The 19,037-nt window shown below is 62.3% G+C and carries 16 protein-coding genes; 5 read left to right on the forward strand and 11 right to left on the reverse strand.

Going from position 1 to position 19,037, the window contains the following annotated elements; genetic code table 11:
- Positions 1-12: 12 nt before the first annotated feature.
- Positions 13-2,790 (reverse strand): phosphoenolpyruvate carboxylase, encoded by a 2,778-nt coding sequence (gene ppc, locus V4R08_RS07250; protein WP_335580209.1) that lies wholly within the window; start codon positions 2,788-2,790, stop codon positions 13-15.
- A 274-nt stretch (positions 2,791-3,064) separates the two neighbouring features.
- On the opposite strand from ppc, the gene V4R08_RS07255 reads away from it, so the two are divergent.
- The 5 genes from V4R08_RS07255 (at position 3,065) to V4R08_RS07275 (ending at position 6,887) form a co-directional block, all read left to right on the forward strand.
- Positions 3,065-3,274 carry a ferredoxin gene (locus V4R08_RS07255; protein WP_335578729.1) on the forward strand — a complete coding sequence of 70 codons (210 nt, stop codon included), beginning with the start codon at positions 3,065-3,067 and terminating at the stop codon, positions 3,272-3,274.
- Between the two features lie 73 nt (positions 3,275-3,347).
- Positions 3,348-4,544: a cytochrome P450 gene (locus V4R08_RS07260; RefSeq protein WP_335578730.1), complete on the forward strand. Its 1,197-nt coding sequence runs from the start codon at positions 3,348-3,350 to the stop codon at positions 4,542-4,544.
- Positions 4,545-4,599: 55 nt separating this feature from the next.
- Entirely contained in the window at positions 4,600-5,820 is a 1,221-nt protein-coding gene (locus tag V4R08_RS07265) for a bifunctional alpha/beta hydrolase/OsmC family protein (protein WP_335578731.1), read from the forward strand.
- A 224-nt stretch (positions 5,821-6,044) separates the two neighbouring features.
- Positions 6,045-6,671 (forward strand): TetR/AcrR family transcriptional regulator, encoded by a 627-nt coding sequence (locus V4R08_RS07270; RefSeq protein ID WP_335578732.1) that lies wholly within the window; start codon positions 6,045-6,047, stop codon positions 6,669-6,671.
- A gap of 93 nt (positions 6,672-6,764) precedes the next feature.
- Positions 6,765-6,887: a hypothetical protein gene (locus V4R08_RS07275; protein ID WP_335578733.1), complete on the forward strand. Its 123-nt coding sequence runs from the start codon at positions 6,765-6,767 to the stop codon at positions 6,885-6,887.
- Between the two features lie 4 nt (positions 6,888-6,891).
- On the opposite strand, the gene V4R08_RS07280 is transcribed toward V4R08_RS07275, so the two are convergent.
- The 10 genes from V4R08_RS07280 to V4R08_RS07325 form a co-directional block, all read right to left on the reverse strand.
- Positions 6,892-7,176 (reverse strand): hypothetical protein, encoded by a 285-nt coding sequence (locus V4R08_RS07280; protein ID WP_335578734.1) that lies wholly within the window; start codon positions 7,174-7,176, stop codon positions 6,892-6,894.
- A 74-nt stretch (positions 7,177-7,250) separates the two neighbouring features.
- Entirely contained in the window at positions 7,251-7,604 is a 354-nt protein-coding gene (locus tag V4R08_RS07285) for a hypothetical protein (protein WP_335578735.1), read from the reverse strand.
- A gap of 204 nt (positions 7,605-7,808) precedes the next feature.
- Positions 7,809-8,831, reverse strand: a complete 1,023-nt coding sequence (locus V4R08_RS07290; protein WP_335580210.1) for a YeeE/YedE family protein — start codon at positions 8,829-8,831, stop codon at positions 7,809-7,811.
- A 315-nt stretch (positions 8,832-9,146) separates the two neighbouring features.
- A complete protein-coding gene (locus tag V4R08_RS07295; protein ID WP_335578736.1) occupies positions 9,147-9,401 on the reverse strand; it encodes a DUF6489 family protein in 255 nt (84 codons plus the stop codon).
- 101 nt (positions 9,402-9,502) lie between these two features.
- Complete coding sequence (locus tag V4R08_RS07300) at positions 9,503-10,804, reverse strand: NAD(P)/FAD-dependent oxidoreductase (protein ID WP_442935635.1); 1,302 nt, start codon at positions 10,802-10,804, stop codon at positions 9,503-9,505.
- Between the two features lie 187 nt (positions 10,805-10,991).
- A complete protein-coding gene (locus V4R08_RS07305) occupies positions 10,992-14,081 on the reverse strand; it encodes a multidrug efflux RND transporter permease subunit (RefSeq protein WP_335578738.1) in 3,090 nt (1,029 codons plus the stop codon).
- Positions 14,082-14,178: 97 nt separating this feature from the next.
- Positions 14,179-15,390: an efflux RND transporter periplasmic adaptor subunit gene (locus V4R08_RS07310; RefSeq protein ID WP_335578739.1), complete on the reverse strand. Its 1,212-nt coding sequence runs from the start codon at positions 15,388-15,390 to the stop codon at positions 14,179-14,181.
- Position 15,391: 1 nt separating this feature from the next.
- Complete coding sequence (locus V4R08_RS07315) at positions 15,392-16,093, reverse strand: TetR/AcrR family transcriptional regulator (RefSeq protein WP_335580211.1); 702 nt, start codon at positions 16,091-16,093, stop codon at positions 15,392-15,394.
- A 148-nt stretch (positions 16,094-16,241) separates the two neighbouring features.
- Positions 16,242-17,501 (reverse strand): Glu/Leu/Phe/Val family dehydrogenase, encoded by a 1,260-nt coding sequence (locus V4R08_RS07320; protein WP_335578740.1) that lies wholly within the window; start codon positions 17,499-17,501, stop codon positions 16,242-16,244.
- A 259-nt stretch (positions 17,502-17,760) separates the two neighbouring features.
- Positions 17,761-18,981, reverse strand: a complete 1,221-nt coding sequence (locus V4R08_RS07325; protein ID WP_335578741.1) for an NAD(P)/FAD-dependent oxidoreductase — start codon at positions 18,979-18,981, stop codon at positions 17,761-17,763.
- Positions 18,982-19,037: the final 56 nt, after the last annotated feature.

A 19,037-nucleotide genomic window follows, 5' to 3' on the forward strand; every position in this document is an offset into this window, starting at 1 on the left:
ATCGATCGTACGTTAGCCGCTGTTGCGCAGGCCCGCGGAAATTCCGTTGATGGTAAGCTGGATGCCGCGCAGCACCTGCTGGTCGCCACCCTGCGCACGATGGTCCTTCAATAATTCGACCTGCACGTGATTGAGCGGATCGAGATAGGGGAAGCGGTTACGGATCGAACGTTCAAGCAGCGGATTGCCGGCGAGCAGTCGCTCCTGCCCCATGATGGCGAGCAGCATGTCAATGGTGAGGTGCCACTCGCGGCGGATGCGCCCGAAGATGGTCTCGCGAAGCGTCACGTCGGGCACCAGATCGGCATAGCGCGACGCGATCGCGATCGAGCTTTTCGCAAGCACCATATCCATGTTGGAGAGCAGCATGCGGAAAAACGGCCACTCGCCGTACAGTTCCTGCAGGAACGCCATGCCCTTGTCGGGATGATCCGCTATCCAGGATTCCACCGCGCTGCCGAACCCGTACCAGCCCGGCAGCATCACGCGGCATTGCGCCCAACTGAACACCCACGGGATCGCCCGGAGGTCCTCGATCCGGTGCGTCTTCTTGCGCGATGCCGGCCGGCTGCCGATGTTCAACGTCGAGATCTCGTTGATGACGGTGGAGGCCCAGAAATAGTCCTCGAAGCCCGGCGTCTCGTAGACGAGGTTGCGGTAGGCCGCGAAAGCGCGTGACGACAGCGACTCCATGGCATCGAGATATTCGAGGCTCGGTGCGCTCTGCCGCGGCTGCAACAGGCTCGCTTCCAGCGTCGCGGCGGCAAGGATTTCTAGATTGTTGCGGCCGACCTCGGCGTTGGAGTATTTGCTGGAGATGATTTCGCCCTGTTCGGTGATCCTGATCTGGCCGTTCACGGCGCCGCCGGGTTGCGCGAGGATGGCGTCGTAGCTCGGGCCGCCGCCGCGTCCGACCGATCCGCCGCGACCATGAAACAGGCGCAGCCGCACATGGTGGCGCTCGAACACCTCGACGAGCCCGATCTCGGCCTTGTAAAGTTCCCATCCGGACGTGACGAAGCCCCCGTCCTTGTTGCTGTCGGAATAGCCGAGCATCACCTCCTGCAGACCGCCGCGACTGTCCACCAGCGCCCGGTATTCCGGAAGCGACAGCAGCCGGTCCATGATGCCGGCGCAGGCCTGCAAGTCCTCGATGGTCTCGAACAAAGGCACGATGTTGATGGCGCTGTGCCCTTTGGGGTCGACGAGGTCGGCTTCCTTCAGCAGCAATGCGACCTCGAGCAGGTCGGAAACCCCCTCGCTCATCGAGATGATGCATTGAGGGATCGAGCCGGGGCCGAGCATGTCGTGCGCTTCCCCCGCGGCATGGAACACAGCGAGTTCGCCCAGCGTCTCGTCGCTGTAGGTGATGAACGGCGACGTCAGCGGCCGCGCGCTGCGCAGTTCTCGCAGCAGCACGACGATTCGCGCTTCCTCGTCCAGGGCCAGATAGGACGTGCCCGGCGCGGCGGCATCGAGCAGTTCGGCGATGGTGCGCTCGTGAACGGCGGAATTCTGCCGCAAGTCGAGACAGGCGAGATGGAAACCGAAACAGTCGACAGCGCGGCGCAGATGGCGCAGCCGTCCGCGCGCGATCACCTCCGAGTTATTCTGGATCAGCGAGCGGTGGAGAACATCGAGATCGGCGCTGAATTCGGCGACGCTCGCATAGGGCGGGGCCTTGCCGTATGGCGGGCGCAGCGTGTCCGCCTTCAGCTTCAGCGCCGTGGCTGAAAGACGCGCGTAAATGCCGGACACCGCGAGGCGGTAGGGCTCGCCACGGCGATGCGGCGAGGTGTCGGCCGATCGTTCGGCCAGCCCGCGCAGTTCCGGCGAGACGTCCGTGAGGTCGGCGGCCAGCGACAGCTCGCGGCCGAGTTCGTGCAGCTCATCGAGATAATAGCGCAATACCCGCGAGGCCTGCATCTTCAGGGTGCCGCGCATGACGTCCGCCGTCACGAACGGATTGCCGTCGCGGTCGCCGCCGATCCAGCTTCCGATCCGCAGGAACGACGCCATCTCGTTCGAGACGCCGCCGTCGGAGGCATCCTGCAAGCGGTCTTCCAGTACGCAGTGCAGCCGCGGCACCTCGCGCAGAAAGGTATAGTCGTAGAACGACAGCCCGTTGGCGACCTCGTCGAGCACCGTGAGCTTGGTCCGTCGCAACAGGTTGGTCTGCCACAGCGTCAGCACCGCAGCCCGCAACTGTTCCTCGCTGACCTCGTATTCGTCAGGAGTGAGTTGCATCCGCTCGCGCCGTTCGAGCAGGGCAGCGACCTGCATTTCGCGGTCGATGGTGCTCTTGCGGCGGACCTCGGTCGGGTGGGCGGTCAGCACCGGGCTGACCAGCGCACTGTCGAAGAAGGCCCGCAATTCGGCGCCGCTGAACCCTGCCTCACGTGCGCAGGCGAGCGTGTGCGCCAGCCGGCCTTCGTGCCGTGTCCCGCCCTCGAGGCTCTGGCTGCGCATCTGGCGAATGTTGTTCTGATCCTCGGCGATATTGGCGAGATGTGAGAAATAGCTGAAGGCGCGGACGACAAGCACGGTCTCGTGCGTCGACATGCCGTCGAGGATGGCTTCCAGTTCACGCCGCGCCGGTTTGTCCTCGTCGCGGTGAAAGCGGATCGAGGTCTGCCGGATGCGTTCGACCAGATCGAACACGGCGGCCCCTTCCTGATCGCGCACGGTATCGCCAAGAATGCGCCCGAGCAGCCGGATATCGTCGCGCAGCCGCTCATCGAGCGCAGCGGCGTCAGACTCCGGCTGACCCGCACGGGGTAACGGCATCATCTGACGAGACATCGCGCTGCTCCTGAAAGTCCGGCCCTATCAGTCGCAATTTTCCTGCTGCGACGCAAGAAACCGCGGCCAATGATGCACAAAAGATGAGCGGCCGCCCCCGGACATGACCGGCTCGCCACTCGCGCGGCGGCTCACCGGACAGGTCGGACGACGCCGCCGGATGGCTTTTCACATAAATGGATGCATCGCCCCAGCCGGCAGTGGCACTGCACCGGCAGAGCGGCTATCTTGCAGTCATTTCAGGTCAGAGGAACGACCCTGCATGTCTGGCACCCTCAGGATTCGCGTCGATCCGGACAAATGCCAAGGTCACGCGCAATGCAAGTCGCTGGCGCCCGAACTGTTCGAACTCGACGAACTGGGCAACGCCCACGAAATCGGCGACGGCACCGTCCCGGCTGGGCTTGAAGACAAGGCGCGGCTCGCACAAGCCAATTGCCCGGAAATCGCGATCCCGATCAACGAAGAATAAATCAGATCGTTTTATTATTTTGCGCGCGCCGCCCTGGCTTGATCGAGCGGCGGCGGTCCTCCGGAGGAGTTCGATGTCCAGCCCCGCCCCCGTCACCGACTGGGTTCACGATTTTGACCATACCGACCCGACCTGGACGGAAAATCCATATCCGATCTGGGACGAACTGCGCGTAAAATGTCCCGTCGCTCACACCAACCGCTTTCTCGGTCTCTACCTGCCGACCACCTATGAGGCCGTGAAGGAAATTTGCTCCGACACCGAACATTTTTCGTCGCGTCGAGTGATCGTGCGTAACGTCCGTCTGGAGCCGCCGCCGCCCGCGCCACCCGCCTCATCGGACCCGCCCGAGCACAAGCACGCCAAGCAGATCCTGCTGCCGCCATTTATGCCCGACGCGGTGAAGAAGCTGGAGCCGCACTTGCGCGCACTCTGCAACGAGCTGATCGACGGCTTCATCAACGAGAAGGGTTGCGATGCCGCGGCGCGCTACACGAAATATATTCCGACCCGGGCTGTTACCAACATGCTCGGTGTTCCGGAAAAGGACGGCGATCTCTTCATCAAGTGGATTCATGAACTGCTGGAGGGCGGCCTTCATGATGACGCGAGGGTGATGCAGGCCATCCGCGAAATGGTCGCCTATTTCACAGACCAGATCGAAGCGCGAAAGAAGCATCCGACCGACGACCTAATCGCAACATTGATAAATGCGAGGGGCGAGGACGGACAACCGCTGACGGACGCGCATGTGCAGGGGACCCTGCGATTGCTGCTGATCGCCGGCATCGACACCACATGGAGCGCGATCGGATCTTCGCTGTGGCACCTCGCGAAGACGCCGGCGGACCGCGCGCGTCTCGTCGCGGAGCCGCAACTTCTTCCGACGGCGATCGAGGAATTTCTGCGTGCCTTTTCACCGGCCACATCGGGGCGCGAGGTCATGAAGGAAACCACCGTGAGCGGCTGCCCGATGAAGCCCGGCAACATGGTGCTGCTGTCCTTTCCGGCCGCCAATCGCGACCCGGCGGTCTTCCCTGACGCCGACAAGGTCATCATCGACCGCAAGGAAAACCGCCACGTTGCTTTCGGCGTCGGCATTCACCGCTGCGTCGGCGTCCACCTCGCACGCATGGAGATACTGGTTGCGATCGAGGAATGGCTGAAGCGCATTCCGGATTTCCGGCTCGACCCATCGAGCGAGATAAGATGGTCCGGGGGCAACGTACGTGGCCCGCGCCAGCTTCCGCTGCTGCTTGGCAAGGGTTGAGCCCGCTGGTCACGGATATCGTGCGCCGCGCCCGCATGAGCCAGGGAGGCCTGCCGTGCCGAACGAGCGTTTCCAGTTTTCCGGGTCGGACGGTTCTGCGCTTGCAGCGACGCTGGATCTTCCCGACAGCGAACCGGTGGCCTACGCGCTGTTCGCGCACTGCTTCACCTGCGGCAAGGACGTGCTTGCGGCAAGACGCATCGCCGCGGGACTGACGGCGCGGGGAATAGCGGTTCTGCGATTCGACTTCACTGGTCTTGGTGCAAGCGAAGGTGAATTCGCCAACAGCACGTTTTCCTCCAATATCGCGGATCTCGTTCTGGCGACGAATCATCTGCGCCAAACCCGCAAAGCGCCGGCGCTTCTGATCGGCCACAGCCTCGGTGGCGCGGCCATTCTCGCAGCCGCGGCACAAATTCCCGAGGCGAAAGCGGTGGCGACGATCGCAGCGCCGTCCGATCCGGCGCATGTCACGCACCTGTTCGCCGATCGCATCGCGGATATCCGCGCGCAGGGCACGGTCGAGGTCTCCCTCGCCGGCCGCCCGTTCCATATCAAGCAGGAATTTCTCGACGATATCGCCGAGCACAACCTGCTGGGACAGGTCGCGGAGCTGCGGAAGGCGCTGCTGATCCTGCATTCGCCGACCGACGACACCGTGGGGATCGACAACGCCACCCGCATATTCGTTGCTGCAAAACATCCGAAAAGCTTCATATCGCTCGCGGGAGCCGATCATCTGTTGAGCGAGAGGCGCGACACCGATTACGTCGCCGATGTGATCGCCTCTTGGGCGCAACGCTACCTCGAACCGGCGCCGACCGGCCCCACGGAAGACCAAAGCTCGCGCAGCGTTGTCGTTCGGGAAACCCGCCGCAGCAAATTCCAGCAGAGCGTGACCGTCGGCCCGCACCGGTTGACCGCCGACGAACCAACTTCCGCCGGCGGCCACGATACCGGACCAGGACCTTATGATTTCCTGCTTGCAGCGCTCGGCGCCTGCACCTCCATGACCATGCGAATGTATGCCGAGCGGAAGGCGCTGCCGCTCGATCGCGTAACCGTGACGCTGCGGCACAGCAAGGTTCATGCCGAGGACTGCGCCGAATGCGAAACCAAAACCGGTATGCTCGATCGAATCGAACGCGAGATCGCGATGGAAGGGACGCTCGATCCGGAACAGCGCCGGAAACTTATGGAGATCGCCGATAAGTGCCCGGTTCACCGGACGCTGACGTCGGAGATTCGCATCGTGACACGCGCTATGAACCGCTGACCAGCACGATAGCGCCGTGACACCAGCGACCGACGCTCAAATTCGGGACCGCAAGACAGACCGGATATTCGCCGGATTGAATATCGCAAGGCGATATCGTCGGTTTTCGTCGCTTCCTGTTACGAAACGGCGCAGTTATCCCACATCGGTTGTTTGCGGCTGTACAGCAAAAACGTTTTACCTATAGTGATACCGCCGGGAATGGGAAGTGAGCAGCGGGCGGAATGAATAGCAGAGCGAAAGCTGCGGTCAGAAAACGGCCGGGGCGAATCCAAAGACGTAAGAATTTACTCGACGCCGTCCATGCGGTGATATCGGAAAGCGGAATCGATGGCGCCAGTATGCGTCAGATCGCCGATCGCGCAAACGTCAGCACCGGCACCATCAACTATCACTTCGGCAACAAGCACAAACTCCTCATGGCCGCGTTGCAGGCGTCTTGTCTGCCCCCGCAGGAATGCGACAGTTCCGCGGATTCACCGCTGGTCCAGCTCAGGGTGCTCGCCTTCAGCCATATCTTTCGATCGTCGACCGACCGCTTCTGGCACTTCTGGGTCAATTACACGGCAGCCAGCACACGCAACTCGGAGATGCGCAAGCATCAGAACCGGCGATTCGAAAGGCAGCAGGCCGCGTGGACCAGGCTGATAGAGGACGCGATCGATGCCGGAGAGCTTCAGTCATGTCTGGACGCCGAGGTGGTTTCCGAGCAGTTGCTGATCTTCATTCACGGTCTGGCGATGCGCCATATCTTGCAGCCGGGTGCCCAAAATCGTCTGCATTGCGAAAAACTGCTGGAGAGATATTTCGAGACGCTGGAGCGCCCGCGACAAAGCAGAGCCGGATTATAGCGTTTTCGAGCGAAGCATGTCCTCGGGCTTGACCCGAGGATGGATACCGGTTCGCGTGAAGCAAACGCGTCAAAACAAAAAGCTGGACGTGTGATGTCAGACGCTGAAATGCCGAGCTATTGCAATCTCGCGATCATGCCGCGCGGAGCCAGCGAACTACCCGCCCCCTCGCCGGATGAGCCAAAGGTGGCCTCCCGCGCGGCTGTCGTCATCTGAAGCATTACTGGATCAGGACAATCACGTCGCCGGTTGGAACCGGATCGTGTGGCTTCAGGCTGCTGAACTTTCCATCCTTCCAGTTTGCAAGACTGACAACCGAGCCGGTTTGAGCTTCCGTTTCCATTGGCTCGGTCGTTTCCAAAACCTTCAGGCCACTCTCATCGAGAAAGAAGGTATGGTCGCCAAACAACTCAATCAATTGGCCGACCGCCGGATGATCCTCGGGAAGAACCTGTGCATCCATCTGGTTCAGCGTCTGCTTCAACTGCGTTGCATTTAGTTTCATGACTACTCCCACGCGGGTTCGAACTGAAAGCTTGTTCCTCGCTGGGATCACGATTCATGAACGATGAACCGTGATCAGGCGGCTTTCTTCGTGAATATGGTCAGGAGGCCACTCTCATCGAAATTAATGGCGACAACTTGCGCGGAGACGCGTCCCTTCGCCTTGAGCGCAGCGACAACTTCGGGCGCTGTGGCGATCGAATCTCGGAGCGATTGCAGGTCCTCCTGCTTTGTGTTCGCCAGAAATGCATCGACCTTTGAGCGCTCGTCAGGTTGCAGTTCTTCAATGTCAACGACTTGAATATTGCGTATCGTGATGTCTTGCTGCGTTTGGTTCTTGGGATTTGACGTTCCAGGAGAGCCTTGCGCTATGATGGGCGCTCCCATGATTAGCGATGCAACGACAATCGGCAATGCCAAGGTGCGCATGATCCCTCCTCCTGTCTGTTCTATCCGTTCCACTCAGACTCGAAGCGGAATTTATAAACGGAAGATGGTGCACGGCCGTTATTTATGTGGTCATTCAATGGGGTTGTCGTGTTGATAGTATGCTCCCGGTCACCTCACCGCGAGCATTCCCCGGGGGGGCCTTCGACGGCAATTCCATCATTGCCGATCTCAACGAGCGCGGCACTAGTGCGCAGGCGAAGCCGAATCCTGCGGGGACGTTAGCGCCTCAACGCGAAGCGGCCCGCGCAAACCGATCGCGGCACCGGCGACGATTCCGGTGATGGCGACGAACGACGCCAGCGCCAGCGTCGAAAGACCGGTCAGGCCCTGTCCAACCGAACATCCATAGGCCATCGCCCCGCCGGAGCCCATGAACGCCGCGCCAGTGACCGAACGCAGCATGTGACGCGGCGAATGGTAGGCCTCGAGATGGAAACGGCGCGTCACCAGCGCGGTGACGAGGCTTCCGAGCACGACTCCCGGCACCAGCGCGACACCGAAATTCATCGTCAGGCCGGTCGACAGCATCGCGTATTGCACGGTATCGGCGACGGGTGCGACGAACGTGATCGATGTGACCGGCACCGGATTGAAATCGTCGGCGCCGAGATAGCCGGTCGCATACCATCCGGCGGCAACGAGGAGACCGACAATGAGGCCGGCCGCGATCTGGCCCCAGGACCGCCGGAATGCCGCATGTGAGAACGCGAAGGCGATCAGCACGCCACTGACCGCGAGGACAGCGAGCGCTCGTGCAAGCGACGCGCTCAGGCCGAGCGTTCCCGCCAGCGCCGGCAGCGAGATGACGTTCGGGGCGGATTGGCTAGCTTGCAGCACGGTGATGCGCGCCGGCGCGATCAGGCCCTTCAGGGTCATCTGTGCCGCGATGCCGAGAACGATCACCACCACCAGCGAGCGAAGATTGCCGCTCCCCAGCAGAATCAGAGCGCGCGATCCGCAGCCATTCGACAGCACCATGCCGTAACCGAAAATTATGCCGCCCGCGAACATTAGGGGCGCCGAGAACGACGGCTGCAAATAAATCGATTTTCCCGGATCGACGAGGCCCGCGCCGGCGAGCAATTGCGTGGCGGCGACCGCAACACCGATCGCCAGCGCGTAGGTCCGGATCAGGCGCCCATCGCCCCGAGCCCAATATCCGCGCAAGCTGCTCATCAGGCAGAAGCCGCTGAGCAGGCCGACCATGCCGAAAGCGAGGCCGATCAGAAAGCCAGCGTAAACGGTGACGTGGGGATCGGGCGGCACGACATGTCCTTCTCAGTCCGACGTCGATATTATGGGACGCGCGACCGCCGTTCTCAATTGAATTTGACAATACAGGATTTGGCAGATCGCTTTTGCGGTGACGCCCTGGGAACCTGGCCGCCCGCAATCCCAAAGCTGACGCCGCCCTGGGGCAAGCATCACGATGTCATGACTCCGCGACGTCAAGCGGCAGCCAGAGGTCCGAGGGGCGAAACCGGCGCTCAACGGATGCGTGGCATCGGTCGCCGGGCGTGTTTACTTATTGTCTTTTGTCTGGCCGGTTCCGAACCCCGACATGTTGACGAACATGTCCTGAAAGCGCTCGGCCATCTTCGGATCGAAGGTAAACCAGTTCTGCAGGATCGCTTCCGGCGAGAATTTGTCGATGTTCTCTGCCATTTTCTGCTGAAGCTTATCCATCACCGCGCTTTGCATCGGCTGCACGTCCGGGAATCCCATAAACTGGCGGGCCTCGAGCGGCGTACAGTCGATCTCGATATTCACTTTCATGGCGCGCTCCTGAATCGGCCTCGATATGGCGGCGAGCAGTATCGCCGAGAGCGCCTGTGGCGCAAGCAATCATGACGCGATGCGAAACCGCGAACGGAGGTTCAGCCAAAGCGCTCCGCGGCAAACGGTCTCGGATCGGCCAACGGCTCCTCGCCCGTCATCATTTCGGCCAGCAGCCGGCCTGTGACCGGCCCCAGCGTCAGGCCGTGATGCTGGTGTCCGAAGTCGAACCACAATCCGGCATGGCGGGCAGCCTTTCCGATCACCGGCAGCATGTCGGGCATGCACGGGCGCCTTCCCATCCACGGCGCCGCATCGACCGCCCCGCCCAGCGGGAACAGTTCGCGCGCCATCGGCAGCGTTCGCTCGATCTGCACCGGTGACGGCGGCGCATCGCGACGCGCGAATTCCGCGCCGGTCGTGAGGCGAATGCCGCGATTCATCGGCGCCAGCAGATAACCGCGATCCGAATCGAGAACGGGATGATGGAGCACCGCATTGCCGCGCGGCGCCAGATGCAGGTGATAGCCGCGCTTGATGCCGAGCGGCAGGTTGTAACCGAGCCGACGGAAGACATCATCCGACCACGGCCCCAGGGCAATTACGGCCTCGCGCCCGGTCAGCGCTCCGTTCGGACCATCGACACGCCATGACGCCGCGCTCTGCGTTAAAGTCCGCGCGTCGGCCGCGATGAAACGGCCGCCGCGGCGCACGAACAACGCCGCATAGGCTTTCGTCAATGCTCCCGGATCCGGAATAAAGCCCGGCGCCGGCCAGTGAATGGCGCCGGCGAACGTTCCCGACAGGTTGGGCTCGCGTGTGGCGATCGCTTTATCGTCAAGAACATCCGCTTCGACTCCGTACCGGCGGGTGCGTTCGAGGTCGGCGAGGCCCTTGTCGAGCGTCGCATTCGACCGAAACAGCTTGATCCAGCCCGTCCGGCGCAGAAGTTGAGGCACACCAGCCTCTGCGATCAGCGCTTCATGCTCGACAAGGCTGCGCCTGATCAGCGGCAAGGCGGCCATCGCGCTGCGCAACGCGCGTTCAGGTGAGGACGCCAGGAAATACCGGACGAGCCACGGCAAAAACGCCGGCAGATCGCGAAAACGATAATGCGCTTCCGCCGACCGGTTCAGCGCATAACGCAGAATCTGCCGCAGATCGTAGGGAAAGACATAAGGGAAAACCGACGCGCATTCGATCAGGCCGGCATTGCCATAACTCGTCTCCTCGCCCGCCCCTTCGTGTTTGTCGACAAGGATGACATCCCGCCCTCGCTTCTGGAGATGCAGCGCGGCGGAAACGCCGACAATTCCCGCGCCCAGAACCAGAACATCGGCTTTGACCAGCGCCACACGGCTCTCCGAACCCAAAGATCGTTCGGCCTCGCCGAACGTTATCATTCCAACTTAAGTATCGCCGTTCGGCGGCGCAAACCCGTTGGCGTGATGAGGATCGATCCGGAACCACCAAAGCGGCAGAGCAGGCATGATGCGGGTAACGATGGCTTTCGTATCGCTCGCCGGAAGCTGCGATCAAATACCGCGACGCAGGTTCGACCTCCCGTCGGTCGATATGCCGTCGCACGGGTTACGTCGGCCGCAGCGCCTTCGAGTCAAAATCGGCAATCTGCTTGTTACGTTCCGACCCGACGCCGGCAAGATGATCGGTCGCGATCGCCACGTAGACGGCCGGAAGCACGAACAGGGTGAACATCGTTCCAATCATCATGCCCGACACGACGACGAGACCGATCGAGAACCGGCTCGCCGCTCCCGCGCCCGATGCCGTCAGCAGCGGCAGCAGGCCGGTGACCATCGCCGCGGTCGTCATCAGAATCGGACGCAGTCTGACGCGCGCCGCCATCTCGATCGCCGAGCGTTTGTCGAGGCGCTCGTTGAGCTGAAGTTCGTTGGCGAATTCGACCATCAGGATGCCGTGTTTGCTGATGAGGCCGATCAACGTCAGCAGGCCCACCTGGGTATAGATGTTGATGGTCGCAAGCCCGAAGAACAGCGGCACCAGCGCGCCCGAGATCGCCATCGGCACGCTGATCATGATGACGAGCGGATCGCGCAGGCTTTCGAACTGCGCCGCCAGCACCAGGTAGATAATGATGAGCGCGAAGCCGAAAGCGATCGCGAGCTGATTGCCCTCCGTTACGTATTGTCGTGCGTCGGCGAGATAATCGTGGCTGAAGCCCTTCGGCAGACTTTTCGCCTGCTGTTCGAGGAATTCCACAGCCCGGCCCACCGTTACGCCCGGCATCGGCACGGCCTGGAAGGTGGCCGAATTGAGCTGGTTGTAGTGCGTCAGCGCGTTGGGATCGGAGTCGGTCTTGATCGTCACCAGAGTGGACAGCGGAATCTGCTGGCCGGTAATGCTCGGCACATAGTAGCCGTCGAGCGATTCCGGCGACAGGCGCAGGCCACGCGGCACCTGGGGAATCACCTGATAGGAGCGTCCCTGCAGGTTGAAGCGGTTCACGTAGTTGCCGCCGAGCAGCGTCGCCAGCGTCGAGCCGATCTGCTGCATATTGACGCCGAGGTCGTTCGCCTTAGTCCGGTCGATGGCGACACGCACCACCGGCTGGTTGAAGTCGAGATCGCTGTCGGTGACGATGAACAGGCCGCTCTTGCGCGCCGCATCCTTCAGCTTGTTCATCTCCTCGTAGACCGCCTGGAAACCGGCCGTGGTGTAGATCACCATCTGCACCGGCAGACCGCCCGGACCGCCCGGCAGCGGCGGCCGGTTGAAGGCGAAGGCACTCACGCCTTCGACCTTGCTGATCTTGGCCTGCACCAGCGGCTTGAGTGTCATCGCGGATCGCGTGCGCTCGTCCCACGGCTTCAGCAACATGCCGGCGATGCCGTTATTAATGCCATTGGTACCATTGATCATGAAGCGCAGGTCGGTCTCGGGAAAGCTCGCAAACTTCTTGTCGAGCTTGTCGCCGTAAAAATCCATGTAGTCGATGTTGGCGTATTTCGGTCCCTTGATGACCGCGAACACGATGCCCTGATCCTCCTCCGGCGCCAGCTCCTTTGATGTATTCATGTAGAGAAAGCCGACGAGCCCGAGGATTGCCACCGCGAACAGCGCCGTTATCGGCCGGTAGTCGAGCGAACGGTCCAACCTGCGGCCATACCAGTGCGTGACCGAGGTGAAGATCTTGTCGACCTTGGTGACGAACCAGCCCTGCCCGCCGTGCTTGAGCAGCACCGAGCACATCATCGGCGACAGGGTCAGCGCGATCACGCCGGAGACGATGACCGCCCCCGCCAGCGTGAAGGCGAATTCGCGGAACAGCGCGCCGGTGAGGCCGCCGAGGAAACCGATCGGCGCATAAACCGCGGCGAGCGTGATCGTCATCGAGATGACCGGGCCGACGATTTCACGCGCGCCCTGCAACGACGCCTGAACCGGCGTCTTCCCCTCCTCGAGATGGCGGTGGATGTTTTCCACCACCACGATGGCGTCATCGACCACGAGGCCGATGGCCAGCACCATCGCCAACAGCGTCAGCAGATTAATGCTGAACCCGGCCACCATCATCAGCGCGCAGACGCCGATCAGCGACAGCGGGATCGTCACCACCGGGATGATGACCGAGCGCAGCGAGGCGAGGAACAGGAAGATCACCACGATGACGATGGCGACCGCCTCGGTCAGGGTCTTCTCCACCTCGTGGATCGAGGAGGTGATGAACTTGGTTGAGTCGTAGGCCACCTTCATCTTCAGCGACGGCGGAAGATTCCGCTCGATGTCGGGGAATAGCGCCCGCACACCCTCGACGATATTCAGCGGGTTGCCCTGCGGGGTCGCCTGCACGCCGATGAAGATCGCCCGCTGGCCGCTGAAGGCGACGCTCACATCGGTGCTCTGCGCGGTAAGTTGAACGTCGGCGATATCCTCCATGCGCACGAAGCCGCCGTCCTTGGCCTTCACCGTCATGCGCTTGAACTGCTCGACGCTTTGCAGATCGGTATTGGCCGAGACGTTGGAGATCGTGTAGTAGCCCTTGGTCTGGCCGGCAGCCGCCTGGAAGTTGTTGGCGGCGATCGCGGCCACGACCTCCGTGGTCGACACGTTGCGTCCGGCCATCTTCACCGGATCGAGCCAGACGCGCATCGCGAAGGTCTGACCGCCGAGGATGTCGGCCGAGGCCACGCCGTCCACGGTCGAGAGAATCGGCTGCACCACGCGCGTCAGGTAGTCGGAGATCGCCGAGCCCGACAGTTCCTCGCTGGAGAAGCCGATATACATCACCGCCGTGGTCTCGCCGGTGGACTTCAGGATCACCGGGTCGTTGGCTTCCTTCGGGATCAGGTATTTCACCGAATTGACCTTCGACAGCACCTCGGTGAGCGCCGCGTTCGGATCGAAGTTCAGTTTGACGTAGACCTTGATCTGGCTCTGGCTCTGGGTCGATGCCGAGGTGATGTAGTCAACGCCCTCGGCCGACGCGACCGCCTGCTCGATCGGCGTGGTGATAAAGCCCTGCATCAATTCCGGCGACGCGCCCGGATAGGTCGTGGTGACCGTAATCACGGTGTTGGACAGCTTCGGATACTGCCGGATCGGCAGATTGTAGGCCGCCGCCAGACCGATCAGCAGGATCAGCAGGCTGACGACGACCGACAACACCGGCCGCTTGATGAAGGTATCCGTGAATGCCATTGCAGGCGCTCCGTTGACGGCCGCTCCGCTGGTTGGAGCATGGCCGCGAGACGTTCGATCGATGCGGGCCGCCCCCTTGGCGATCCCGGCTCGGGAATCAGTTCAGCGGCGGCTTTTCCGGGATCGGCGGCAGCGGATCTTTCGAGAGTTCGACCGCGGCGCCCGACTGCAACTTGAGTTGGCCGACCGCGGCGACCTTGTCGCCGGGCTTCAGCCCTTTCTCGATCACCGCGCGCCCGTGGATCCGGTCGCCGGTTCGCACGAAGGTGCGCTCGGCGGTCAAGCTGGTCTTGCCGTCATCCTCCTTCTTCTCCTTGATGAGATAGACGGAGTCGCCATACAGCGTGTACTCGACCGCGGTTTCCGGCACCGTGACGACCGCCGGCTTGTCCGGCAGCACCACGATCACATTCGCGAACATGCCGGGTTTCAGGATATCGCCGGGGTTGGTGATGGTCGCCTGGACGCGGATGTTACGGGTGTCGGTCGAGATCTGCGGCTCGATGGTGGTGATCTTGCCGTCGAACTGCTTGCCCGGATAAGCATCGACCGCCACTCGCACAGTCTGGCCGACTTTGAGCCGGCCGCTGTCCTTTTCAGTGACGGTGAAATTGGCGTACAGCGTCGAGAGATCGGTCAGCGACACGATCTGCGTGCCGGCGGTGAGGAATTGCCCCACCTCCACCTGACGTACGCCGAGCACGCCGTCGAAGGGCGCGCGCACCAGCTTCTGCGAAATGATCGCCTCGGTCTTGGCGATGCCGGCATTGGCCTGGTCGTAGGTAGCCTGCGCCTGATCCACGGTCACCTGCGGGCCGACCTGACGCGCCTTGAGCTGTTGCGCCCGCTCCAGCGCGAGTCTCGCGACGGTCGCCTGCGCCTTGAAGCTGGCGAGATCGCCCTGATCCGGCTTGTCGAACAGTTGCACCAGCGGCGTGCCCTTGGTGACATGGCTGCCGGAGGTGAACAGGATGTCGGTGATGCGGCCGTTGACGTCGGACGTGACGTTGACCTGATGCACCGCGGCGAGGCTGCCGACGGCCCGCTGCAGGTTCGGCAGCACCTCGGACTTCGCCTCGACTGCGCTGACCGTCACCGGCGGCGGCTTGTTGTTGGCGAAGAACTGCGCGATCATGTGCGCGCGGAACGCATTAAATCCGACCAGCCCGGCGACGAGCAGCGCGAGCAGCAAGCCTATGATGATGAACCAGCGCCTCGTCCGCACCGGACGCGCGTGAGACTTCTCGCCCACCTTACGCGCCGAAACACCGGTCTTGTCGCCGGTACTGCCATCCCTTGTTACCGTCATATCATGCACTTTCTTCGGCCGGCGCGTGGGCGGCGTTGAATACAGGTTCCCGGTCCAGATGCAAGGCAATTGCCGCTGAGTTCAGACCGACTCCGCGAAGAATGAATTCACAAATCTGCCGCTCCAGGCCGGGTGCGGCGCCATAGGAAAGGGTCGGAACGGAGGGAAGCTTGGTCAGAACCATCATGAGAACCGTATGATGAGCAAACCAGAACAGATTGAGCGGCTCGCGCCCGACCGGCACGGCATCCCCGGCGGCGATCGCACGCTCGAGCGAGGCCGTGAAGGCCTGGCCAATCAGGTCTCTGATTTTTTCGTACAGCAATCGGGCAAACTCGCCGTCGTCGAGCTGGCTTGAGATCATGAGGCGCAGGCGTTGCGCCTCATGCTGATCCGGCGAGGCGGAAGCATTCAGGAAGTGGTCGACCATACCGCGGATGAGAACGACCAGCGTTTCCGTCGAAGGCTCGCGATCGAGCAAGCGATGCAGCGCCGGATCCGCCTGACATGCCTCAGCCAGAATTTCAGCATAGAGCGCCGACTTGGTCGGAAAATGCTTGAACAGCAACGCCTCGGAAATCGAGGCCGCGGTAGCAACGCTCTTGGTGGTCGTGCCCGCGAATCCATAGCGCGCGAAGCATTGCTTCGCGGCGTTCAGGATCAGCTCCCGGCGCAGATCGCTGGTCATCCGCACGTTACTCATCGTGACGTGAGTAAGCACTCACTTCCCTGCTGTCAAGAAAGATGCTGCACCGCATCAATCCGATTCGACTAAAGAATGAGATAAATCGCGATCGCCGATAGGGAGGACAATGAACGCCCCGTCGCGGTTGTCTCGGGACGTTCGGCGATCACGGGAAAAGCCCCCGCGTGGTCTTCGCGGCCCGCACCTTCTCAACACCCAGCGCCATCGCCGCGGTGCGATGCGGGATGTTGTCCTTTTTCGCGCGGCTGACCATCTGGTCGAACGCTCGATCCAAAATATGGTATTCGCGGCGCGTCACCTCCTCTTCTTCCCAGAACAGTTGCTGCAGGTCCTGCACCCATTCGAAATAACTGACTACCACGCCGCCGGAATTGCAGAGGATGTCGGGGATCAGAAAAATCTCGCGCTGGCGCTTCTCCAGGATCAGGTCAGCCTCAGGCATCGTCGGCCCGTTGGCGCCCTCGGCCAGCACGCGGCATTTCAGGTTCTCGGCGATATGAGCGTCGATCACGCGCTCCACGGCGGCGGGAACGAGCACGTCACACGGCAGCGTCAGGATGGTGGCGGGATCGTAGTGAAGCTGGTTGGAATAGCCGGCGATATTTCCATGCGCGGCGGCGTGGCGCATCAGGCCGGGAATATCCAGCCCCGTTTTGTCGTAGAACGCGCCGGTGTGATCGCTCACCGCGATCACCTTGATGCCGGAATTGTAAAGTTCGAGCGCCGCCTGGGAGCCGACGTTGCCAAAGCCCTGAACGACCGCGGTCGCGCCATTGAGCGCGATATCGAGGTCCTTCATCACACGACGGGCGAGATAGGCGACGCCGCGGCCGGTGGCTTCGCGGCGGCCGAGCGTACCGCCTGAACTCACCGGCTTGCCGGTGACGATCTCGGTGACGGTGCGGCCATGATACATGGAGTACGTATCCATGAACCACGCCATCACCTGCTCGTTGGTGCCCATGTCCGGTGCCATCACGTCGGTGTGCGGCCCGACGAACGGAATCATCTCCTGCATGTAGCGGCGCGACAGCCCTTCCAGCTCGCGCTTCGAAATCGATGCGGGATCGACCCTGACACCGCCCTTGGCTCCGCCATAGGGCAATCCGGCCAGCGCGCATTTCCAGCTCATCCAGATGGCGAGCGCGGCCACCTCGCCGATGTCCACACTCGGCGCGAAGCGCGTGCCGCCCTTGGTCGGGCCCATCGTCAGGTGATGCTGCACGCGGTAGCCCTCGAAAACCGTGATCGACCCGTCGTCGCGATGGATCGGGCAGGAAACCGTGATGGCCCGCTTAGGCATCAGGATGCGCTCGCGCTCGTCCATAGGGATCGACAGGTGATTGGCGATGACACCGAACTGCTGGACCGCCATGTCGAAGACCGGGCCGGAATAGACCGTCATCGTTCTCTCCTCTCGTGATCCCGGTTCAGGAACCTCGCGCGCGTTCAGGCGATCGACTGTTGCGGGATGGGCTTCGCCGGCATCGAACCCGGCCGTCGTTGTGCCTCATGATTACGGGCACTATACAGTTATGCAGCCGTGACATCCGCAGCTAGAGCGTTTTCGAGCGAAGCATGTCCTCGGGCGTGACCCGAGGACATGCTTCGCTCGAAAACGCTCTAGCCATCTGCCAGGCAGCGTCCGCGTTGCCGGCAGGAATTCAGGCGAGCGCCTGCTTCAGATCGAAAGCGGAATCGGCGGCCTGGTCCGGCGCGATCGAACCGTTTACCGCGAGAATGCGACGGCCGAAGACGTGATCCGACCCGCGATTGACGGATTCGACTCCGATCAGGCGGCCGGCCTTGTAACAGAACGCCGAGAACGATCCCTGCCCGGCGTCGCCCCGCACCACGACCTGATCGTAACCGGTGGTCAGACCCGCGATCTGCAGCTTGTCCGCGCCCTGATCGCTCCAGAACCACGGCAGGCCGTCATAGCTCCTTGTATCGCCGGTCAATCGCGCCGCCACGCAGCGAGCCTGATCCGTCGCGTTCTGCACGGATTCGAGTCGCAGCGGCGCACCGAAGCGCACACTCGCAAACAGCGCGCAGTCACCGATCGCTGAAATGTCCGGGTCGGCGGTGAGCAGGTGCTCATCGACGATAATGCCGGAGGCCACCGGCAGATCCGCCTCTGCTGCCAGTTCGACGTTGGGCACGACGCCGACGCCGACCACCACAAGATCGGCGGCGATTGGCCTGCCGTCGCTCAAGGTGACGCCGGTAACGTGGCCCTCGTTGCTCGTGATGCTCGTTGCCTGCACGCCGAAATGCAGACGAATCCCCGCCTCGATGTGGCGGCGCTGAAAGAAAGCCGAAATCTCCTGCGTGACCGCGCGCGCCATGACGCGCGGCGCCAGTTCCACCACATCGACTTCGAGACCCTTCGCCCGCGCGGTCGCCGCGAATTCGAGCCCGATGAAGCCGGCACCGACGACCACCACCCGCCCCCCTGACACGAAGCGTTGCCGCAGCGCCTCGCTTTCATCGAGCGTACGCAGATACAGAACGTCATCGAGCCCCGCGTTGGGGATATCGAGCAGGCGATTGCGTGCGCCGGTCGCCAGCACAAGGTGCTTGTAAGCCCGGGACGCGCCGGAGGCACAGACCAGCTCGCGGGCGCTGCGATCGATGGCCACGGCGCGATCCGCGATCAGGTCGACGTGCTGGTCGTGATAGAATTTCTCCGGCCTGAACATCACCGAATCCGGGCGACCACCACCTTTCAGATAGGCTTTCGAGAGCGGCGGCCGCTGATAGGGCAGATGCGGCTCGTCATTGATGAGGCTGACGGGTCCGCCGTACCCCGCCTGACGCAGCGACACCGCGAGCTGAAAGCCCGCATGGCCCGCGCCGACGATCAGGACTGGTTGATCTGCCATCTCGTCAAACCGAACGGCTCAGGATTGTCTGATCGCTTGCCATGTAACCTCCGCCC

Source organism: Nitrobacter sp. NHB1, from assembly GCF_036964665.1.
Classification (GTDB): Bacteria; Pseudomonadota; Alphaproteobacteria; order Rhizobiales; family Xanthobacteraceae; genus Nitrobacter.